Origin of the sequence: Chryseobacterium sp. MYb264, assembly GCF_035974275.1 — a bacterium.
Lineage (GTDB): Bacteria > Bacteroidota > Bacteroidia > Flavobacteriales > Weeksellaceae > Chryseobacterium.
In genome coordinates, this window is the sequence record NZ_CP142422.1 from 3,764,064 (window position 1) to 3,784,341 (window position 20,278).

19 protein-coding genes are annotated in these 20,278 nt (G+C 36.3%); 6 read left to right on the top strand and 13 right to left on the bottom strand.

What is annotated here, in order from left to right; translation table 11 throughout:
• Positions 1–80 precede the first annotated feature (80 nt).
• The 11 genes from VUJ46_RS16330 to VUJ46_RS16380 all read right to left on the bottom strand — a co-directional run bounded on the left by VUJ46_RS16330 (position 81) and on the right by VUJ46_RS16380 (position 12,171).
• Positions 81–413, bottom strand: coding sequence for a hypothetical protein (locus VUJ46_RS16330; protein WP_326981785.1), 333 nt, complete (start codon positions 411–413; stop codon positions 81–83).
• Positions 414–676: 263 nt separating this feature from the next.
• Complete coding sequence (locus tag VUJ46_RS16335; protein ID WP_326981786.1) at positions 677–1,027, bottom strand: hypothetical protein; 351 nt, start codon at positions 1,025–1,027, stop codon at positions 677–679.
• Positions 1,028–1,117: 90 nt separating this feature from the next.
• Positions 1,118–1,465, bottom strand: a complete 348-nt coding sequence (locus VUJ46_RS16340) for a hypothetical protein (RefSeq protein ID WP_326981787.1) — start codon at positions 1,463–1,465, stop codon at positions 1,118–1,120.
• 19 nt (positions 1,466–1,484) lie between these two features.
• Positions 1,485–3,467 (bottom strand): hypothetical protein, encoded by a 1,983-nt coding sequence (locus VUJ46_RS16345; RefSeq protein WP_326981788.1) that lies wholly within the window; start codon positions 3,465–3,467, stop codon positions 1,485–1,487.
• Positions 3,464–3,787, bottom strand: a complete 324-nt coding sequence (locus tag VUJ46_RS16350) for a hypothetical protein (RefSeq protein ID WP_326981789.1) — start codon at positions 3,785–3,787, stop codon at positions 3,464–3,466. The genes VUJ46_RS16345 and VUJ46_RS16350 overlap by 4 nt, the downstream gene beginning before the upstream one ends.
• Positions 3,788–3,852: 65 nt before the next feature.
• Positions 3,853–4,332, bottom strand: a complete 480-nt coding sequence (locus VUJ46_RS16355) for a hypothetical protein (protein WP_326981790.1) — start codon at positions 4,330–4,332, stop codon at positions 3,853–3,855.
• Between the two features lie 17 nt (positions 4,333–4,349).
• Positions 4,350–5,912: a hypothetical protein gene (locus tag VUJ46_RS16360; protein WP_326981791.1), complete on the bottom strand. Its 1,563-nt coding sequence runs from the start codon at positions 5,910–5,912 to the stop codon at positions 4,350–4,352.
• A gap of 28 nt (positions 5,913–5,940) precedes the next feature.
• Positions 5,941–9,642, bottom strand: a complete 3,702-nt coding sequence (locus VUJ46_RS16365) for a hypothetical protein (protein ID WP_326981792.1) — start codon at positions 9,640–9,642, stop codon at positions 5,941–5,943.
• A gap of 301 nt (positions 9,643–9,943) precedes the next feature.
• Complete coding sequence (locus VUJ46_RS16370) at positions 9,944–10,180, bottom strand: hypothetical protein (protein WP_326981793.1); 237 nt, start codon at positions 10,178–10,180, stop codon at positions 9,944–9,946.
• 213 nt (positions 10,181–10,393) lie between these two features.
• Positions 10,394–11,431 (bottom strand): patatin-like phospholipase family protein, encoded by a 1,038-nt coding sequence (locus VUJ46_RS16375; RefSeq protein WP_326981794.1) that lies wholly within the window; start codon positions 11,429–11,431, stop codon positions 10,394–10,396.
• A 239-nt stretch (positions 11,432–11,670) separates the two neighbouring features.
• Positions 11,671–12,171, bottom strand: coding sequence for a M15 family metallopeptidase (locus VUJ46_RS16380; protein WP_326981795.1), 501 nt, complete (start codon positions 12,169–12,171; stop codon positions 11,671–11,673).
• 404 nt (positions 12,172–12,575) lie between these two features.
• Between VUJ46_RS16380 and VUJ46_RS16385 the strand changes: the two genes are divergently transcribed.
• The 3 genes from VUJ46_RS16385 to VUJ46_RS16395 all read left to right on the top strand — a co-directional run bounded on the left by VUJ46_RS16385 (position 12,576) and on the right by VUJ46_RS16395 (position 13,594).
• Positions 12,576–12,866, top strand: a complete 291-nt coding sequence (locus tag VUJ46_RS16385) for a hypothetical protein (protein ID WP_326981796.1) — start codon at positions 12,576–12,578, stop codon at positions 12,864–12,866.
• A 124-nt stretch (positions 12,867–12,990) separates the two neighbouring features.
• On the top strand, positions 12,991–13,350 hold the full coding sequence (locus tag VUJ46_RS16390) for a hypothetical protein (protein ID WP_326981797.1): 360 nt from the start codon (positions 12,991–12,993) through the stop codon (positions 13,348–13,350).
• Positions 13,343–13,594 (top strand): hypothetical protein, encoded by a 252-nt coding sequence (locus tag VUJ46_RS16395; RefSeq protein WP_326981798.1) that lies wholly within the window; start codon positions 13,343–13,345, stop codon positions 13,592–13,594. Before VUJ46_RS16390 ends, VUJ46_RS16395 begins: the two co-directional genes overlap by 8 nt.
• On the opposite strand, the gene VUJ46_RS16400 is transcribed toward VUJ46_RS16395, so the two are convergent.
• On the bottom strand, positions 13,591–14,016 hold the full coding sequence (locus VUJ46_RS16400; protein WP_326981799.1) for a hypothetical protein: 426 nt from the start codon (positions 14,014–14,016) through the stop codon (positions 13,591–13,593). The two genes, VUJ46_RS16395 and VUJ46_RS16400, sit on opposite strands and share 4 nt — an antisense overlap.
• 91 nt (positions 14,017–14,107) lie before the next feature.
• Here VUJ46_RS16400 and VUJ46_RS16405 point away from each other — a divergent pair, with 91 nt between their 5' ends.
• Positions 14,108–14,545 carry a DUF6876 family protein gene (locus VUJ46_RS16405; protein ID WP_326981800.1) on the top strand — a complete coding sequence of 146 codons (438 nt, stop codon included), beginning with the start codon at positions 14,108–14,110 and terminating at the stop codon, positions 14,543–14,545.
• A 439-nt stretch (positions 14,546–14,984) separates the two neighbouring features.
• Here VUJ46_RS16405 and VUJ46_RS16410 read toward each other — a convergent pair whose 3' ends face one another.
• The gene (locus VUJ46_RS16410; RefSeq protein WP_326981801.1) at positions 14,985–15,758 is read right to left on the bottom strand and encodes an XRE family transcriptional regulator; all 774 of its coding nucleotides are present in this window, start codon (positions 15,756–15,758) and stop codon (positions 14,985–14,987) included.
• Between the two features lie 61 nt (positions 15,759–15,819).
• Between VUJ46_RS16410 and dinB the strand changes: the two genes are divergently transcribed.
• Together dinB and VUJ46_RS16420 are read left to right on the top strand one after the other, a co-directional pair.
• Positions 15,820–16,968 carry a DNA polymerase IV gene (gene dinB / locus VUJ46_RS16415; RefSeq protein WP_326981802.1) on the top strand — a complete coding sequence of 383 codons (1,149 nt, stop codon included), beginning with the start codon at positions 15,820–15,822 and terminating at the stop codon, positions 16,966–16,968.
• 19 nt (positions 16,969–16,987) lie between these two features.
• A complete protein-coding gene (locus VUJ46_RS16420; protein ID WP_326981803.1) occupies positions 16,988–20,047 on the top strand; it encodes a DNA polymerase III subunit alpha in 3,060 nt (1,019 codons plus the stop codon).
• Positions 20,048–20,278: the final 231 nt, after the last annotated feature.

Sequence of the window (20,278 nt, forward strand, 5' to 3'; positions counted from 1 at the left end):
TTTTTTTTAATGAAGTTTACTTTTTCAGTGCCCTCGTAATTTTTATGCTGTTTTTTTATTAGAGATTATTTGCAGATCATTTATTCAAACCTGTCTTCATCCGGATACCAATAAGTGTTTAAAGCGGTAGACATGGTTCCATTTTCGTAGGCTTGTAAATAATTTTCTAATCTCATTCTTGTACCAAAACTAACGACTCTACCTGTCTTTTTTTCTACTAAAAAGGGGGGGGTACCGGTTAGTACTTTATTGAAATCCCTTGTTAAAAGAAATTCTTTTGATTGACAATAATAAATATTACCATAAGGCTTTTTAATCGTCTCTTCTGTTAAAATTACTGCTTCAATATCTTTATCGGTCTTTCTTTTAATAAATCGTTCTGCTATGTTTAGCATTTCTTGATCTGTTAACATACTGTTCTATTTTTTAATTTTACCTACTTTTGTATACTTAAATTGTCTATAATCTATTTCAAAGTTTTTAGATTCTATGGAAGCTTTATCATATAAAAGAATTTCTCCCGTATGTCCTTCTAATAAATAAACTTTCTTCTCTACCTTTACTGCTACAAGATAATGGCCTATAGTACTTCTAGTTATGCTGTCTTTTCTTTTCCAAAAAACCGCAACGGTAAAGTTGCGGCTACTATTTTTACGAAAAATTATGAAATATTAGATTACTTATAATCAAACCTATCTTCATCGGGGTACCAATAGCGAGTTAGAGCAGGTACTAATGCGCCGTTTTCATAATCCTCTATATAACTTTCTAAGGAGCCTGCTGTACCAAACCCAACCACCCTGCCGGATTTTTTTTCTACTAAAAACGGAGAGTGTCCTGCCAAAGATTTATTAAAATTTCCGGTTAATACATATTCTTTGGACTGATAATCATAAATATTACCATACGGCTTTTTGATAGTCTCTTCAGTCAGTATTACAACTTCAATATCTGCCCCACCAAAATATTCTCCTTTACTTTTTAAATAACGTTCTGCTATTGCTAGCATTTCTAGGTCTGTTAACATAAAATTTTAATTTCTCACTCCTAACTATTGAAAAAACAAGAAATACAACAGTAATTTTACTGTTGTATTTTATTAAAGATTATATAGATATTATTTGTAATCAAACCTATTTTCGTCTGGATACCAGTAACGAGTTAAGGTTGTTGCTAACGTTCCATTTTCATAGTCCTGTATATAGCTTTCTAAGCTACCAAGAGTACCAAAACGAACGACTCTTCCTGATTTTTTTTCTACTAAAAACGGAGCGTGCCCTGTCAGAGATTTGTCAAAATCTCCGGTTAATATATATTCTTTGGATTGATAATTATAAATGTTACCATAAGGTTTTTTGATAGTTTCTTCTGTCAAAATTACGACTTCAATATCTGAGCCCCCAAATTCTCCTTTTCTTTTTAAATAATGTTCAGCTATTTTTAGCATTTCTTGGTCTGTTAACATAATTATTTATTTAAGTTATTTATCTTACTTTTAAAAATCTAAATCCTCCTCCTTGCTCTGATTTAAGATCTTTATTATACTTACTTCGAAGGAACGCTTGAAATTCTGGTTTTCTGCTAAGTTCCATATATTGTCCAGTTTGTCCATCAAATAGATGTAATATTCCATCCTTTTTTACTCCTACAAAATAGTGTCCGCTTGTACTTTTTGTTATACTATTCACATCATTAACACCATAAATAACAACGATCTCATCATTTTTCATCAATACTTGTAGCCTTTCTAATGCAGTATAAAAAACGCCTTTTAGAGTAGCTGGATGCAATTGTTGAAAGTAACCTCCCCCATACTTTGCTGCTACTTTTTCAAATGTTTCATATCCACTATCTCTTGCTCTTCTTATTTTTTTGTTTTTCAGAAAATTTATTATGGCATCTACTACATCACCACAATTTTCATCACCTATTTGAATTACTACTTTTTCTAGAGATGTATGGTTAAACAAAGGCAGTACCTCTTTTAAATTTTCAAATGGATTTTCAATGATTTTATCTAAATATTTTTTTTCAAGTACTTCAAAGGCTTTTACTTCTTCATCAATTGTTGTTGCAACGATGGATTTTTGATTGCTATTTCCTCCTTCGTGTCTAAACTTCTCCAGAATTTCCTCTTTCTCTGCTTTTGTAAGTTTCCTGGTAATCCCATTTTCTTCAATTACAGCTTCATTCAGTTGCTTTTCTAAGCTGGAAAGATTTTGGTTTCCTTCAAATTTAGACATTTCACCAATGTCTTCGATCATTTTAAGAACTTTTTCTCTTGAGCCTTTAAGAAGTGTATATTTCCCAAAAACGAGCTGCCATTCTCCTGTTGTTCTTTCTACACGTAATCCCATTTTATAGGCTAAAAGAATCAATTCATTCTTGGTAGAAAAATTAGCCAACCAAGCAGATATTTCTCCAAGTGCTTCAGTCGCTCTTCCTGCTTTTCCTATTTTGGGAATAGGTAAAAATAGAGAAAGGATCATACTTATTTCATAACATTGTTGATAAGAAAGTCTGTATATAGAACCTTTGCTATTTTCAAAGTCGTATGCAGTAAGAATGTCTCCTAATTCTTGAGGTGTCATCATAAGAAAATCTACAATAACTCTAAAGAACTGCTTAAATGTAGCTCTGTCTGAAAGTATCTGATACAAACTAGGTAAAAGCATTGCAAATCCGTCTGCGGTATCGATTAAAGCATTCCAAAAACCGCAGAATTCAGCATTTATGGCTAGTGTCCAATCAACTTGCTTTTCTTTTATTTGATAATATTCCAGATCTTCTTTTGAATAGGTATACTTTTCTATGGGAATAGTTGTATTGACACCGATAGCTTTAAGTAATGCTCCATTTAAGATAGGATCAAATCCATTGGCATCTGGTAAATATGATTTTTCAGAAAGCCTGTATTCTTCAATTTTTTTTCCTACACCACGAAACTGATCTATAAAGAATTTTAAAGCAGTTCCCATTCCGTCAAAAATGAAGCCTATAACTTTTTGATAATTATATTCTGCGAAAATTTCTCTATCAATAGCATTGATTATTTTTGTTTTCGACAAAGCATAGCGATTGAAAGTTCCTTTATTTAGATACATGTCGGATATGCTATTGGCTAAATCTTGTTTAAAAATATCTAAAGCAGGGTTTATAATTTCTTTTCCTCCATTGTCTTTTATTACATATCCTCCTGTAGAAATTAGATTTTCGTTATTCAGTTTTAAACAATCGAAAATATCGCTTCCAAGATTGCATGCTACAAATTCAACTTCTTTTTTGTCCGGATTAGAAAATAGCTGAAAAGTCATCAGATTAGAGTCTGTACCTTCTAAAAACCAATATGCATTGTTTAGTGTATTTTTAAGTTCATTATAGGTATGATTTATAACGCCCTGCCAAGAAGTGTATGTTGTCTCTATTATTTTCGTTCGTTTGGTTTCGCACATTTTATCCATGATCATTGGTATTTCATGTTAATTTTATCATAGATTTCTGTAAAATCAATCTTTTCAAGATCTATATCGCTAAACAGTTTTTTTGTTGTTAGATATTTCCCTTTTTTCTCTAAAAAACGTCTATATGATCCTTCCTTTGCTTTATAGAAGGTACTTTCCTTTCCAAAAGGAGACTCCAATGCGTAATTATTATCATACTTTTTTGGAAATTTAGTAGAAGAATCATTGAAGGTTTCATTGGATAATTCAGAGTTTTGGCTTTTATTGCCTAAAATCTTATCGAATGAATTCCCAATAAGAGGATTATTTAATATTTCTAAACTCATTTTGTGATTTTTGGGGGTTAAAAAGCAGAGTTTTTTAGGCTCTGCTTCATAGATTTTCCCTGGGATCAGGAAAGTTTATCCAGATCAGCTTTTTTGTGGTCAATCAGCTCATTGAAATAGGTTTTTAAAAGGGTTAAAAATCCTACGGAATCATTCTGTAAAAGCCAGAGCATGTATTTGTAGCTGGGCACTTTTATTTTGCCTGATGTAAGGTCCTCCAGAGGTTCTTTTAAATCGGCTTCCAGAAATCCATTCTGTTGATCGCGCAGGTAGCTCCATGTATTCTTATGAATGATCCACTCGGGAGCCGGTAAAGAAATATTGATTTCCTGATCTGTATCTTTATCTCTGAGAACCTGCTCATAAGTGAAGCTTACAAATTCTTGTTTTGACTTGGCATCGATATTTAAAACCCGGATGCTTCTTTTAAACTGTGGCAATTGGGGGTGATCGTGTAATGGCAGTTCAATAAAATTTAAATTGATATTGGAAATGGCATCAATCAACTGCTGAATATCTGACGATATATTTAAATGGTTATTCATAATTGTAATTTTTAAAATTAAAAAAGAGTTAATTCTGTTATGTTAAAGGAAATGTTTGCGGAAACACTCATATTGGTATTAAACATGGCAAAGGAAAGAGCTTCGGTAGAGATGGTTTTGGAGTAGTTTAAAACACTCCCTCCGCGTGTCATCACGAAATAGACCACTGAACCTCTTCTCATGATGGTATAGTTGACAATCTCAGGATTTACCGGAGGCTGACTGTGGGAGATGGAGCTGTTGTCTAATAAGATCTGTCTTCCCCAGGAATCGCCCTTGGCTAATATTCTGATGCTGGCAATATTTGAATTGATTAGTTCTAAGGCTGTAGAATGCAGCATAAGCCCCAAAGAATGATAAGGTAGGACACTGTAAGGCTGTAAGAAATTAATATTGACATCAAAATTTAAATAAAAATCCTGATTGGCATCGATTATTTTAGAAGATTTCAATGCAGAAATAATAGATGCCTCATTGGCATACGCTTTAACATTGGGATTACTCTGATACTGTCCTGCACCGGCACTTCCGAATACGCCGTCGTTGGGCAAATCATTATAGATCTTTTTAGTCCAGACAATAGCATTAAGATCAACATTATTGGTGACTGAGGTCACGGTTATGATGCTTGTTGTTCTGTGTACCTGTACGATAGGCGTGCTGGTTCTGATCACGATATGATAATTTACTCCTGCAGCAAGGGCATCACCATAGACCGTTACAATCATGGATTTTCCGTCTGAAAAGGTCTGAAATCCCAAGCAGCTTATTTCTCCTGCACCGAGCGTATTTCCCTCTGGAATAAATTTTACGGAAGTGTTGGCCGGATTGACGTTGAGGTTTAAACCTTGAAGAACAAAATATTTAACCGTATGTTCATGCTTAATAATGGGAGGGGTTATGGAGTAGACATTCAGACTGCTGTTGCTGTATTGATTGCTCCATGCTAAACCAAACTGTTCCTTTTCAGCCGCGGTCATCAGAGACGGCATATTTAAGAAAGCCTGCTTCCCGTTAGATTTTCCGATGGAACCGGCTGAATTCTGCGTGAGCAACGTGTTAAACGACGAGTCATTTGAAACATTGTTGAGCCCGGTAATAGAATAGGGAAGTCCAAAAGTATTCATCGTCCAGCTTGCTCCTAAGGTAAATGATGCGCCGGGAATGGAGGTTAAAGAAGAATTGGCGATATTTTTCCCCAAATCTCCAGCCGGTAGTTTGGCCACTTTTCCCTCGTTGTTTAAACCAATGATTTTCGGATAATCCTGGGCATTTCCATCGATTAAAGGCATTTCCAGTTTTTGATCCAGCCGTTCTCTTGTATCAACATTGTACTGAGCCTGGCTGAGGATCTCCTCATTTTTCAGCTTCTGATCGGTCACCGTAATATGGTTATCCGATAGCTCCAATGGAACGGAGCCTTCCACAACAGCGTGGGTCTTCAAATCGCCATTGGCATCCACCGCATAGTCTGTGTAAGTAGCTGCTCCCGGGGCAGCTACTTGGTAAATAACATTATTTTCTCTTTTTTCAACCGGAGGTAATGCATTTACCCGTATAATTTTTCCTGTATTCGACATATTGTATTTTTAAGTATTCGTATTATTTTTAAATCCAGTCGCCTGTGATGATTTTTTGATCTTCATCGGATTGGCTTCCCAAGAGATGATTGTTTTTCTCGAAATTGAACCTATCCGCAGTGATCACCTCGGAAGGAACTTCAAAGTCATCAGGATTTTCCGTCGTAAATGGTAAGGCATGAGCCACTTTCAATCCAATGCTTTCTGCCTGAAGGATATTCAGTGTTGTTGGAAGTCTTGTTAACCAGGCTTTTCCTTGCTTTATCCCTTTAGGTTCTCTCATTTCATCGACAATCGATAAATAAAGCTCGTCCCCAATTACGGGAACTTCCCCGCCATTCCAGATTTTTCCGGTGGCTAAATAGAATTGTACCGCATCTTCAAATCCCGGACGAACCGTTGCGACCACTCTTGCCATACCGCTTTGTAAAAAGTTTCTGAAGATAGGATCGGTATTCTCGGATTGATAAAGATCTGTCCAGTTCGTTTTTTTACCCCAATAATAAGGGTAGAGGAAGTAAGAAATATTTTCCCATTCGAACGCCTGCTCCATAAATTTGACGAAAGCTGTATATTGATCGAGCTGAGAAGAAAGAACGGTTTCATAATCTCCAAATGTACTTCCGCTCGTTAATCCTTCTAAACCATATCCGTGAGTAGATCCTGCAGCTCTGTCTGCCATATAGGAGATACAGTTTTTACGTAAAACCGTATTTTCAATCTGTCTGTAGAAATTAGGGTTGGAATCTCTGATGATGACGGCTTTGTTGTTTTCTTCAGTAACCGCATTGTTGTATTCTACCAAAGCTTCTTCGTAGGCCTTTATAATCTTATTAAAGATCTCCTGATTCCATTTTGTTTTATAAGATGGTTTTAATAAACAAGAAATCGTGACGGATCCTCCAACGGTTTTAACATCCCAGGTATTTAGAGACAGACCAACTTTTCCTTCAAGATGATCCAGATCCATATTTATGGGTGAAGAACCATTGGTTGCAGCATCGAATGGGTCTTCCTCAGCATTTTTTACTCTTTTATCAGCAATGCTTAATATTGCTCCGGGATACATTCTTGATGCGCTTTCCCAGCCTCCTCCTCGAATGGTAATATCTCCCGTCAATTTGATTGCAACATAATTTTCGGGAATTTCCAAATCTTTACTGTAGAACCCTGCTAGTCTCCCAAAACCATTATTTTGACCTCTGTCAACAAAATCAACTCCCATTGTTTTGTCAGAAAAGCTATAACTTACATTTTTTCTATCTGCTAAGATTTCATCAAGTGCGACATTATATTTGGCAGACCAATATTTTAAAATACTTTCGTCGGATAAATAAGAGTAGTCTTTCATTTGCATCATGCTCGAAGTCCTAGGATCAACAGGCTTGATGAGTTCAGATGAATTTGGGCTTACTTTCATGCCTAACAAATGAAGTTTTGCAGGCTCCGGAACCATAAATTCAAACATCATACGCTTACCATAATTGTAGATTTGATTTTTCATCACTTTATCTACCCATCTGTACACGCCGACTACATGCTGATCGCCTTTTCGGTTGTCTAAACCATGAGAATTTGTTTCTTCAAATTCTTCGATGATCTTTTCAATTCTTTCTTCATGCACTTTGGAAACAATTCGATCCATTGCTCTCGCCGTGATATCCTGAGACTGGGTTACTGCTTGTCGGGTGCTTTCTTCTTTAGACTTATGGTTGGCATAGCTGGTTCCTAATCCGGTGCTGATTTTACCGCCACCTGTAAGATTCCAGGAAGCACTGAAGTTGGCACTTAATCCAAAATCAGAAGATTCCTGCTGCATTTTGGCGATCTCGCTTTGCATTTCAAAACGGTTGGCTGTCGTTGTATCCGAAAGTTGTTCTCTTTCGGTGTCTGATGATGACGTATTTGTATTTTCGCTTCTTCTTAATCTTCGGGTAGACTTTTCGCGATATTCTCTTGCCATCACATTTTCGATATGGGCAACTTCTCCTTCTACATAGGCGTGCGTGGTTTGTTCTACCTTCAGATAATCCGCGATACCGATCTGTTTAAATCCAAATCCGGAAGGGATGAATGTATTTTCATCATCAACAGCCGTTGGCGGAGCACCACCTTCTTCCGTCTGTACTTCAAAGGCTCCGGAAGTACACGTTTTATAATTCACATTCCTGGCGGTAAAGTTGATCACTTTGCCATTGGTAAAAGAAATTTTGAAATTAATCGTGGAATTCTCTGCAAGACTGTGATCTATACCATCTTTAAAGAGATCTTTTAAGAAAATCGTGTTTCCGCTTCTGGATTTGGTGTAATAATTCATCCCCAGGCTGCCATTTCCGCTGTTGGCTGTGATCACATAGTCTGCGTAGGAAACATCCCATGTAGAGTCCGGAACATTGAGTGCTAGGTCAAATACAGGAAGTCTGTAGGGTGTTCTGGGACACAGCTGATAGGTGAAAGCTTCCGACACGGCTCTTGACATGGGCATGATAACCCCACCAATGCTTACAAATACATCTTCATCTCCGGAAGTATTTTCTACAATGATATTATTATTTCTTTCCGTAGATTCACTAATTAAATCATGAATGTCCGCAAGCGTATTTCGCCCTTCCAATAAAGCGTTCACAGTACGGATATCTTCTGCCGCTCCTCTTGAAGCTGTTGCTTTGAATTCGTATCCGAGAAGAGAAAGAAGCGTATCTAAATTTTCTGCCTTCAGCGCACTGACCATAGAATCACCGCTTACCTGATCTTTATAGCTGAATTCAAACTTCGGGATATCGGGATAAGGGATTTCTCTAGGCTGTCTGCAAGGGTCTTTTGGATCATACGCTTGTTCCTGAGGTCTTGTTGAACAGAAGTTTTCTTTCTCGGCGGCAAGAGCTTCTCTGTGGCGGGCGAGGGTAGGCGCTATGGTTCTTTCATATTCTGCCTTTGCGGAATCATAAGCTGCCTGATAAGCTTTGTTGTATTGCTTTTCAAAGATCGTCAGGTTTTTTACCAAGGCTTCAGCTTTAATGATCTGTCCTTTGGCAGATGCTATTTTCTGCTGTCTCTGCATTTCCTGCGTTGGAAATGATTCTTTGGATTCTGACGAAGCGAGCCTTGAAACCGTTGAAGAGGTTGATAATGAGTCTTCATCCATCATCAGCTCTTTTGGAAGAACAATTCTTGCGGCCAATAAAGTCCTGGCTCGATCTTCATTTTGAGAATAATTCTGAATGACATGCGTCGCTAAAATCACCTGCATCATGGTTTCCTTAATGTAAAAATCTTTTTGGGTTACGGTTTGGAAAATAAAGTTATCCCATAGAGAAGTCATATTCGGGAGGGCATAATTGCTTGCCAATACTGCATCCCTCCTGCTTACAAATTCCTGATACGTGCAGGTATCTTTGTTTCTGGCGAGCCAAACACCAAAGTCATAAATAACTTTATACGTCCTTTTGAAGACATCCAGGTTATTGGGTTTTCCTTTTGTAATACAGCTTAAAGAAGTAGCATAGCTTGCTGCCTGAGTCTGTAATAATCTTTTTTTTGATCCGCTTCCTTGAGTAACAGGGGTGTAAAAATGGCTGTTGTCTTTAACTTCCTGAGACATTAGAATAAATCTCTTATCCTGATCTTTATCATCGGATAATTGCGGACTTCTCAGACTTACAAATCTAAAAAGGGTTTGACTTGCTGTGTTTTCTGCAGCATTTGAAGCTGCTTTTTCATTTTCTGTCATTTGATAATTTTTTTGTGGGTTGAAATACATTGTAAAGTTTCATCGGGTTCAGAAACTATATACGGTCAGTTTTTCGAATAAGAGTCTGACGAAAACTCCAGGTTTAGATTTTCTTTTTCATAGATTGTGGTGTTCTTGGGTTGCTTTTAAAGCATAGTTCCGGCTGATCAGCATCTTGTGAATGGTGATTCAAAGGTTGAGTTGAAGTGTAAAGGGTTATTAGGGGATGTTTTTAAATACGTAAAAAAGAAGTGCCGGACAGCGACGGAACCTGATGCTTTAAGAAATAGAATGAAGATATTTATTCTTCAATTATATCTTTTTCAAAATCTTCTCTGAAGAAGTTTTCGATGTCGCTGAGGTAGTTTTCATAATCTATCTCCGCGTTTTCAATATCGCTCCACTCAATGGTGTAGAGGCCTTCATCAAAAATAATATGGGGACTGTGATCCTCTGTTTCTCTATTGGCTATTTGATGATTCTTTGTAAAGTCTGAACATAATTTGCGCTGTTCAGCATAAGGTGGTGTTGAATTCAATTGGATTTTTAATTTTTTTTAATGATTGATTTTGTGCTTTATTTATACTCTAAAGATAATTTAGGGTGACGTCAAAATATGACGTGTTTAATTTTTTTTAATAATTAATTTGTGTCTTATTTATATTCCAAAGATAATTGGTAGCGACGTCAAAACTCGACGTATTTAATTTTTTTTTGAAAGAAAACTCGAAACAGGATATCATCTTTAAAACTAAATTTTGTTTTTGATTAATTTGTGAACGATCTGGTTCAGCGTTTCTCTATGATCATCGATATAGCCCAATCCGGCCTGTATTAAATTTTCAATATTTGATCTTTTAACATTGTCCATTGCGGGAGAGGCATTTTTCAACGAGGGATTTAGTCGATAGTAATTTTTTTTATTTCTTAAGCCTAATGTTTGAAACATCTGACTGATTTGATAATCGACGGTTTCTGCATTTGAAGACATCAGAATATCAATAATAGGATTAATCCATCCTATTTTTCCGGCTTTTTGTAATTTTTTGAAAGGATATGATTTGGATTCTATACCTGTTCCGATAGAAATAATAATCATATCATTGACAACCGGATTATTGGCTTTCTGATGATTTTTTAATACTTCTGCAAAAGGAATTTTCCTGGCTTCAGCATAGGCGCACAGGGCCGGGTTATTAGCAAACATTCCACCGTCGATGAGGCTGAAGATCTGCCCGTACATCGATTTTATCTGAGCCGGACTGAAATAGGTGGGCGCTGCGGAAGTTGCTCTGCAAACATCCTTTACGTAGAAATTATCGGTGCTGAGGTGGGCGTTCCACGAGTTAAATAATTTTGCTCTTCGGTTTTCAATGTCATAACTTGTTATTAAGCAGGGTTTTATTAGCTCTTTTAACTCCAGATTTCCAAAAAAATCATTTAAGTTTTTCTCGAGAGCTTCCTGGGAAATCTTTTCATTGAGCAGTCCGAAAGGATTAATCAGCCTTTCCCAAAAAGAAACCTGAAAAATGTTGCCTCCTTTTTCTGCATACAATTCCAACCCTTTCTGGATCGAATATTTTGCTTTTCGATGCTCATCCGGACATAGAATAATGGAAGCGATCAGTCCACCGGTGCTGCTTCCTGCAACAAGATCAAAATAATCTCCAAGCTTGGCTCCGGGATTATCATGAATCTGTAATTGCTCTTCTATATAGCGTAGAATAATACACGTAATAATACCTCTGATTCCGCCGCCGTCTAAAGAAAGAATGGTTGTTTTTTTCATGATTTTTTTATTTTTATTAAATTTCGCCGTAAATAGATAAAACCAGTTTTTTTCAGATATAAGTCTCGGTTTTGTCTTAAGGACTTTGTTATTAGCACTTTCTTATAGATCAAAGGTATAGATTGAAAGCGACAGAAGTTGTCGTATTAAAAATAAATTTTCTGAATTTTTTATTTTTTTTACCATTCATATTCCCGGAATAGTCGCTGTTTACAGAGACTCAGAAGTCGAGCTGCGGGCTATAAAATAATATATCCTTCTTCATTGCGGGGCATTTTGGCAAGGTTTCGCCAGGTTGCTTTTATCATCCCTTTTTTTGTTTTGATTTCTTTTTTTTCAAAATGGGGAAGATCTTTAAATGTTTTCCAGTTGCCTCCCCAGTCCCAGCCATGTCTGGCAAAAATAGTCACACATTCATACCAGTCGGCAATCCCGTCATTATCCCAGTCTTTTGCGGTGTCCCAACTTGCTGTTCTGCCATCAATGATCAGGCACATGTCGACCGCAAATCCATAGTTATGAATGCTTTGCCCGGCTTTGGCGTTGGTTACTTTTTTTCCCGAAGTAATTCTTCCGATGGCATATAGTTTTTCCTGTTCTTCAAAACTTCTGAGCCCTTGCGTGATTCTTATTTTTGCTCTTCCCGATAGTGCCTTGTCGCACTCTTTAATAATCTGTACTACTTCGTCCCGCACGGAAGGATGCAGTTTTTCAATTCTCTGTAAAGTCACTTTATCCATAATTGTAAAATTTATAAACCAAATATAGGTACGCAAAGCGACGAAACTCGACGTATTTAAAAAGAAGATCAGTTTAATTTTATAAAGTGTGGAATAAGGCCGTATTTTTTCAGAAAAAGATTCTGTAGCCTCTGAGGATGGTTAGAGGACAAAACAGAATTCATACTAAAATCTGAATAACTCTACTTTTTGTTATTGTTTTTTGTGGGTTTTTTATAGGAAAAATAGTGTAGTATGAATTTATTTACTAAATTTGAATTCAATATTTAGTGATATAGTAGCTTTTGTTTGTTAAAGAATATTTAATTTTTTTTGTTAAATTAATGAAAAATAGTTATTTTATTTGTATTTTTTAAAAATGGATGATAACACGTACCTTTACGGGATGTAAATTTTTTTAAATTATGAATATGAAAATAGCTTTATTAGGAGGCATTCTATTAACAACATTGGTGGCTTGTTCGGATAGAACAGAAGATGCTAATGTTCATGAAGAGATTGAGTATAAATCAGAAAACCTAATAAAAAGAAATGATTCTTTAACGGTAAAGATTCTGAATAGGGAAGCTGAAGATAACAAGCTTAATTCGGACAGTATTAAAGGAGATAAAACCCATTTAAAGCAAGAACAAGTTGAAATTGCAGTTGAGCCAGAAGAAACAATTGATCCGACAAAACCGGACAGACCAAAATAGGAATAGAATAAAATTAGTCATAGAGATTATTGCATCTTCTTTTGTACTAATTTCGGCCATATTACCATTTCTTAATAATTTATTAGGAAATTTTTTTGATTTATCCATAGAGCTGGAAAATAATGTGGGAGAAAGAAGTCTTGATCTGGACGCTTCCATCTATTTTTTATCCATCTCGTCGGCGCTTATATTATTATCATTAGGCGGATTATTCAGAGCGCACCGGTTTACGTATTACGTAGCCCTTGTATCCGGTTATTTTCATTTAGTGACCTATGTAAAGTTCATCTTTTACAACAAGAACAGCATCTCTTCAATCGCTGATTTTGCCATTATAGCGCTTATCCTGCTTATCGTTGGGGTCGTTTATACATTAGACAAACACTACAGGAATGAAATATTGAAAGAAAAGTTTAGTAATAATACTTTAGATAGATTTTCTAAGATATTATTTAAAAGAAATGACATTAATAGGAATGAGTAGGGAAAGATTAAAAATTCTTGTGGCTCTTAGTGATAAACTGTGGGATGATTTCGAAACTGAAACTATTTCTGAAGAGGCGTATCTCAGCAAGATGAAATTGGTAAAACGCGAGATCTATGGTGGTTTTATAAACACTATGGAAGAATTACAGCAGTTCACATATGAGCTGGGATATGTCGTAATCAAATTACCGACCCGGACATTTCTGGGAAGCTCAGATTTCAAAATTATCAACAGCAATTAGACCTTTTGTGCTTTTTGCTGCATGCTGGCCAGGATCTCATCTATTTTTAATGACTGGTTCTTGATCTGGTTCTGCAGAAACAGGAAATTTTTATCCGCTGCATTATTTTGTGCAAAAAGGTTCAGTAACAAATCGATAATTTTTTCAAATTCACGGTTGTCGATTTGAGGGTTTTCAGGCTTTTTCTCATCCTCATGATCTTTCAGCTTCAGCTCTCCTTCCCCTTTTATAAACCATTGTAAATTTTCATGATCAAGTTCGGGGTATTCTTGTAATATCCTCACAATCTTCGTGATACCAAGGTCATACTTAAATCCTTCCCCTTTAAAACTCGAAGCAGGCAGCTCTGTTTTTTTGTAAAAAGCTTCTTTTTTTATGTTTTTCTTTTCTAAATAATAGAAAATTCTTTCTTTTATGGTCATGTATTAGACTATTATTTCTTAAATTGGTCGCTTAAACGACCAGTGCTTGCAAAAGTACTAAAACAAAATTAAATAAAAATATAATATTTGTATGGAGACTTTGAAAAAATCAGCAAATGGATTGTACCGTCATTTTGCGCAGATCAATACGATTCACAATTTCTCAAACGGGTATGCTTTATCCGGCGGATCCTTTGAGCTAGGAGTCAATGAAGCCTGTTTTTGGTTCTATCATATCATTTGTGAGAACCAGGACTTTTTAAGTTCTTTTGTTTTTCAGAACTGGACCCTGAAAAAAGTCGGCGGTCATGAATATTTGATTGTTGTAAGAGATGAGAAAGGTGCTATGATTTATTCCCAGGTATTTATTAATTCAGAATTTATGTTTGATGAATTAATTGTTCTGGTGGTTAAAAGATTAATACTTTTACCATCGGAGTTCCAGTATTATCAGACGTCTGCACAGAAAAATCAACCATTCAGTATTAAAAAGATGTCAAGCGAAGAATTCTGTTTTTCATTTAATTAATGTGCATACTTATTCTAGATCTTTTGTTTAAATAAGTTTTTAATTTCCGGAAAGCTTGAACACGTTATTCACTCAGGCTGTCCGGAGATAAAGGAGGGTCCCGTTATACGGATGCTTTAAACACTGCAGAAATAAGGTGTCCTTCGTCGTTCTGAGTTCTTACAGTCTGTTTTTCAATAAAGTATTATAGAACTATCTGGACAATTGAGAATACGCAATTCTCCTGAAGAAAGATTAATATCTCCTTCTACAAAAAGATTATATTTCTCATAATTAATATAATCTTTTGATTATCTAATATTTCTATATCTCCTTTAATAAGGCCATAACTCTGAGTGCCAACACCTACAATTTCATTACCTATAGCTAATCTTTCTAATTTTATGGTAGTACCGGCTTTTTATAATGTAATATGCTCCTATAACGGCTCCTACAGCGGTTAGCCTTTTGGCAGTCTGTCGTTTAGCTCTTGAATATCTTTTCGAATTTCTAAGAACATATCTTTTAGATTATAGTTTTCAAGCCGATCCGGTTCAAAATCTTCGGGAAAAATGCCAGAAGCATATTGCCAGACTTCAATAATTTCTCCTAAGGAAATATCATAAGGTTTATAAAATGAATTGTCGGCAGCAACAGTAATTGATTTTTTATTTCTGGAGCTAAATCTTTTATAAGAAATCCCGTCATTTAAAGTCACAAAAACATAGCTTTTATTTGGTTTCAGGTCATCAATATGTTCAACGTATTTCCCGATAATATAGGAACCGTCCTTAAAGGGTGGCATAGAATCTCCCTGAGCCGGAAAAGCCCTGTACTTTCCGCCAGTCAGAAATGGGAGTGTAATTCTTTGTAAATTTTCAATGTATTCCGGGTCGCTGTATCCGGATAAATAACCCATGGATGCTTTCTGAGGAATAATTTCAATACTATTGTTTCCTAATTGATCTACCACAACAGGTAAAACAATTCTGTTGTCCGGAAGTTTCAATACATCTTCCAGCGGATATTTTCTGATATCCACGGTAAGAAGCAGATCAATACTCAGATTGAAATATTTTGACATTCTGATGAGCAGCTCATAAGGAGCTTCCGAACGTCCATCTTCATATTTTGAATAACGTACTCTGCTCATTAAAATTTGATCCGCAAGCTCTTGCTGAGATAAATTTTTCTGAGTCCTTAAAAACCTGATGTTATCTGAAAAAATTGACATTGATACAAATTGTATCTACAAATATAGGAAAAAAGATACAAATAGTATCTAATTTTGTAACGTGAACCGAGCAATTGTACATATGGATCTGGATGCATTTTTTGTATCCTGTGAAAGGCTAAATAATTCTAAACTTGACGGAATCCCTCTAATCATAGGAGGTGGAGACCGTGGAGTAGTCGCTTCATGCTCTTACGAAGCCAGAAAGTTTGGGGTTCGCTCGGCAATGCCGATAAGAATGGCGCTCAGGTTATGCCCCGATGCCAAAGTGATTCGTGGAGATTATGAACTGTATTCCAATTTATCCCATTTGGTAACAGAGGTTATTCAGGAAAAAGTTCCGGTTATGGAAAAAGCGAGCATCGACGAATTCTATCTGGATCTTACGGGAATGGATAAATTTTTTGGATGCTACCAATGGACTCAGGAAATTGCTGCAGCCGTAAAAAAAGAAGCCGGGCTTCCGATAAGTTTTGCCCTGTCTGCCAATAAAACCGTTTCCAAAATCGGAACCGGAGAATCTAAACCTGTGGGAAGATTAGAGATTAAAGAACTTGAAATTAAGCCTTTTTTAAATCCATTATCGGTAAAGAAAATTCCGATGGTTGGAGAAAAAACTTTTCAATTGCTGTCCAGAATAGGAATAAGAACCATTCATACATTGTCGGAAATGCCCGTGTTGGTTTTGCAACAAATGATTGGACTTAACGGAAAAGAACTTTGGAAAAAGGCGAATGGAATTGACGAAAATCCGGTGGTTCCTTATTCTGAAAGAAAATCAATTTCAACAGAAAGAACCTTTACAACAGATACAATGGATATGATCGAATTAAAAAGACTGATATCCGGAATGGCTGAAAAGTTAGCCTATCAATTAAGACAGGAGAAATGGCTGACTTCAACAGTGGTTATTAAAATTCGGTATGCCAATTTCGATACGGAAACCAAACAGATCAGAGTTACCTACACCTCTGCAGATCATACCTTATCAAGGGTTGCCTTAGAGCTTTTTACTAAAATCTATACCAGAAGAATGCGCCTTCGGCTGGTGGGTTTACGCTTTACCGATTTGGTACACGGTAACCATCAAATGAATTTATTTGAAGATACAGAAGAGCAAATGAATTTATACCAGACGATGGATCAAATTAAAAATCGTTTTGGAGCGGGTGCCGTGGGCAGGGCTTCAGGATTTGATTTTGGAAAATAAATTTTTAAATTCTTACACCATGTATCTCAACTGTCATTCTTTTCACAGCCTTCGTTACGGTACTTTATCGATAGAAGAATTGGTACAGCAGGCACATTCTCTGGGCATTAAAGAATTAGTGCTAACGGATATCAATACCATTACTGCGATTTATGATTTTAAGAAAGAATGCGAAAAAGCAGGAATTAAACCTATCGCCGGCATTGAAGTCAGAAAAGAAAATAAGCTGCTTTATATTGCTGTTGCAAAAGAGTTCTCCGGAATTGGCGAAGTGAATCAGGTTTTAACAGATTACAATTGTCACGGAGCTGAACTTTCTGAAATGGCTCCCCCATTTAAAAATGTTTTTATTATTTATCCCATAGATAATATGCCTTTAAGGCTAAAAGAAAATGAGTTTATTGGAGTTCGGGAAGAAGAATTGAATCTATTAATCCGGCCTGAATTTAAAATGCTGATTCCTAAAATGGTGATTGTTCATCCGGTTACTTTTCATACTCAGAAAGAATATAATCTTCATAAAATCTTAAGAGCTATAGATCATAACACCTTATTGTCCAAATTGTCTGAGCAGGAGGTTTGCAGGAAATCGGAATATTTTAAATCCGAAGATGCAATTATTACGACTTTTCAAAGATATCCGCAAATCATAAAGACTACAAAAAAACTGCTGCAGGCCTGCCACTTCGAATTTGATTTTGAAAAAGTAAAGAATAAACAATACTATACAAAATCCAAAGAATCTGATGTTAAGCTTTTGAGAAGATTAGCCTATTTAGGATTAGAAAAACGGTATGGAAAAGATCATGAAATCGCAAGACTAAGAGTAGAGAAAGAACTAAAAGTGATTGACGAACTCAACTTTTGTTCTTATTTTTTGATTACGTGGGATATTGTACGATACAGCAATAGAATGGGGTTTATGCATGTCGGACGCGGAAGCGGAGCCAATTCCATCGTCAGTTACTGCATCGGCATTACCGATATATGCCCATTGGAGCTTGATCTGTATTTTGAAAGATTTCTCAACCTTAACAGGAAAAGTCCTCCGGATTTTGATATCGACTGGAGCTGGCAAAACAGGGATACCATTCTGGAATATATTTTTAGCAGATATGGGAAAGATCACGTTGCTTTTTGCGGAACCAATGTGGAATTCAAATATAAATCGAGATTCAGAGAAGTTGGGAAAGCTTTTGGGCTGCCTAAAGACGAATTGGATGAACTGACAAAAAAGCCAATGGAAGTTCATGAGACAAATTCTGTGGTCCAGACCATTCATAAATATGTAAGGTTAATGGAAAAGTTCCCCAATCAACGAAGTATGCATGCCTGCGGAATTTTAATTTCAGAAGAGCCTATTACCCATTACTCTGCACTCGAAATGCCGCCGAAGGGATTTCCTATCGTTCAGTTCGATATGAATGTAGCAGAAGATATTAAGCTGGAGAAATTTGATATTCTTTCTCAAAGAGGTCTTGGAACGATAAAAGATACCGTTGAGCTCATCAGAAAAACACGGGGGATTGATGTTGATATCCGGGATACCAGAATTTCCAAAGATGAAGAAAAAGCCAATGAATATCTGGCTATAGGAAGAACAATCGGATGTTTTTATATAGAATCTCCTGCAATGAGAGGTCTTTTAAGAAGATTAAAATGCGACAATTACAGAATACTGGTTGCCGCTTCTTCTATTATCAGACCGGGAGTAGCGCAGAGTGGGATGATGCGGGAATACATTTTCAGACACAATCATCCGGATCAGTTTGAATATTTTCATTCTGTTTTTGAGGAGAATCTAAAAGAAACGTATGGCATTATGGTGTATCAGGAAGATGTCATTAAGATTGCACAATATTTCGGCGGACTTACTCATGCTGATGGTGATATTCTGCGCCGTGCGATGAGTGGAAAAGAGCGATCCATTGAAAAACTGAATGAAGTAAAGGCTAATTTCTTCATATCCTGCAGAGCACAGGGGCATTCGGAAGCACTTACTGCTGAAGCGTTCCGGCAGATAGAATCTTTTGCAGGGTATTCTTTCTGTAAAGCGCATTCGGCTTCATATGCAGTGGAAAGCTATCAGAGTTTATATCTGAAAGTATATTATCCATTGGAATTTATGGTTTCCGTTATCAACAATCAGGGAGGATTTTACCGTACTGAAGTCTATATCCATGAAGCTAAAATGTCAGGAGGACATATTCAGGTTCCCTGTGTTAATTCCGGCGAATTTCAGACGACATTAAAAGGAAAGAATATCTTTCTGGGATTTATGCTTTTGGAAAGGCTGGAAACAAGGATTGCTCTCGAAATTGTCGGGGAGCGGGAAAGAAATGGAGATTATAAATCATTGGAAAATTTTATCAAACGTATTCCCGTGGGTATTGAAACGATTCAGTCCTTAATTTTTATTGGAGCATTTCGTTTTACAGGGAAGCAAAAAAATGAACTTCTTGTTGAGGCAAGGGTTTTATTGGTAAATTTTAAACCCGAGAACAGAGGTTTAATGCTGATTGAAGAACCCGTTCAGCAGTTTAAGCTTCCCGAATTAAAAAGAGAACCGTTTGAAGATGCCTTTGATGAAATTGAATTGATAGGTTTTCCTATTTCATGCAGCCCGTTTGATTTGTTAGAAACGAAATACAGGGGTTCTGTTTTTGTAAAAGATTTACTCCGGTATCATAAAAGACAGGTGAAAATGTTGGCTTATCTTATTTCAAGAAAACATGTGCCGACCAAAAAAGGGACCATGTATTTCGGAACCTGGATAGACGTGAACGGAGATTATTTTGATACAGCGCATTTTCCAGACAGTTTAAAGCAATATGATTTTCAAGGAGGAGGATGTTACTTACTCTTAGGAACAGTGGAAGTCGATTATCACTTTCCCACAATTACCATCCATAAAATGGCAAAAATGCCCATGATTCCTGATCCGCGGTATTCTTATGACAGAGAAAAGCAATATGATATCCACCGGCAGATTAAAGAAGATGTAAGTATGACCTCCAGAAAACCTTATCCTCAGGAACATGAGGTCGGATTATCAAGGAGAAAATTTGGCTCATCGTAATGGGTTTCTCATTGGTAAACAGTGATAATACCCTTACCGAAGCTAATTTCAGATTTCATTAAGAGCCTGTTGAATAGACGGGCAGGTTTTTAATTGAATTTGATGCACTTTTCGCTTTCAATGCCGGATTTGACTCGTCAATTCAAGAATAGAAAGCGAAAAACAATCAAAAAAATCAAAACAACTCAAAAAAAAAGAAGAAAAAATCAAAGAGAAATGGAAGGATTTTGA

Bases quoted from the DNA above. Each gene is read 5' to 3' on its own strand.
- VUJ46_RS16330 (WP_326981785.1), bottom strand. From the start codon at position 413: ATGTTAACAGATCAAGAAATGCTAAACATAGCAGAACGATTTATTAAA.
- VUJ46_RS16335 (WP_326981786.1), bottom strand. From the start codon at position 1,027: ATGTTAACAGACCTAGAAATGCTAGCAATAGCAGAACGTTATTTAAAA.
- VUJ46_RS16340 (WP_326981787.1), bottom strand. From the start codon at position 1,465: ATGTTAACAGACCAAGAAATGCTAAAAATAGCTGAACATTATTTAAAA.
- VUJ46_RS16345 (WP_326981788.1), bottom strand. From the start codon at position 3,467: ATGATCATGGATAAAATGTGCGAAACCAAACGAACGAAAATAATAGAG.
- VUJ46_RS16350 (WP_326981789.1), bottom strand. From the start codon at position 3,787: ATGAGTTTAGAAATATTAAATAATCCTCTTATTGGGAATTCATTCGAT.
- VUJ46_RS16355 (WP_326981790.1), bottom strand. From the start codon at position 4,332: ATGAATAACCATTTAAATATATCGTCAGATATTCAGCAGTTGATTGAT.
- VUJ46_RS16360 (WP_326981791.1), bottom strand. From the start codon at position 5,912: ATGTCGAATACAGGAAAAATTATACGGGTAAATGCATTACCTCCGGTT.
- VUJ46_RS16365 (WP_326981792.1), bottom strand. From the start codon at position 9,642: ATGACAGAAAATGAAAAAGCAGCTTCAAATGCTGCAGAAAACACAGCA.
- VUJ46_RS16375 (WP_326981794.1), bottom strand. From the start codon at position 11,431: ATGAAAAAAACAACCATTCTTTCTTTAGACGGCGGCGGAATCAGAGGT.
- VUJ46_RS16380 (WP_326981795.1), bottom strand. From the start codon at position 12,171: ATGGATAAAGTGACTTTACAGAGAATTGAAAAACTGCATCCTTCCGTG.
- VUJ46_RS16385 (WP_326981796.1), top strand. From the start codon at position 12,576: ATGAATATGAAAATAGCTTTATTAGGAGGCATTCTATTAACAACATTG.
- VUJ46_RS16395 (WP_326981798.1), top strand. From the start codon at position 13,343: ATGAGTAGGGAAAGATTAAAAATTCTTGTGGCTCTTAGTGATAAACTG.
- VUJ46_RS16400 (WP_326981799.1), bottom strand. From the start codon at position 14,016: ATGACCATAAAAGAAAGAATTTTCTATTATTTAGAAAAGAAAAACATA.
- VUJ46_RS16405 (WP_326981800.1), top strand. From the start codon at position 14,108: ATGGAGACTTTGAAAAAATCAGCAAATGGATTGTACCGTCATTTTGCG.
- VUJ46_RS16410 (WP_326981801.1), bottom strand. From the start codon at position 15,758: ATGTCAATTTTTTCAGATAACATCAGGTTTTTAAGGACTCAGAAAAAT.
- VUJ46_RS16420 (WP_326981803.1), top strand. From the start codon at position 16,988: ATGTATCTCAACTGTCATTCTTTTCACAGCCTTCGTTACGGTACTTTA.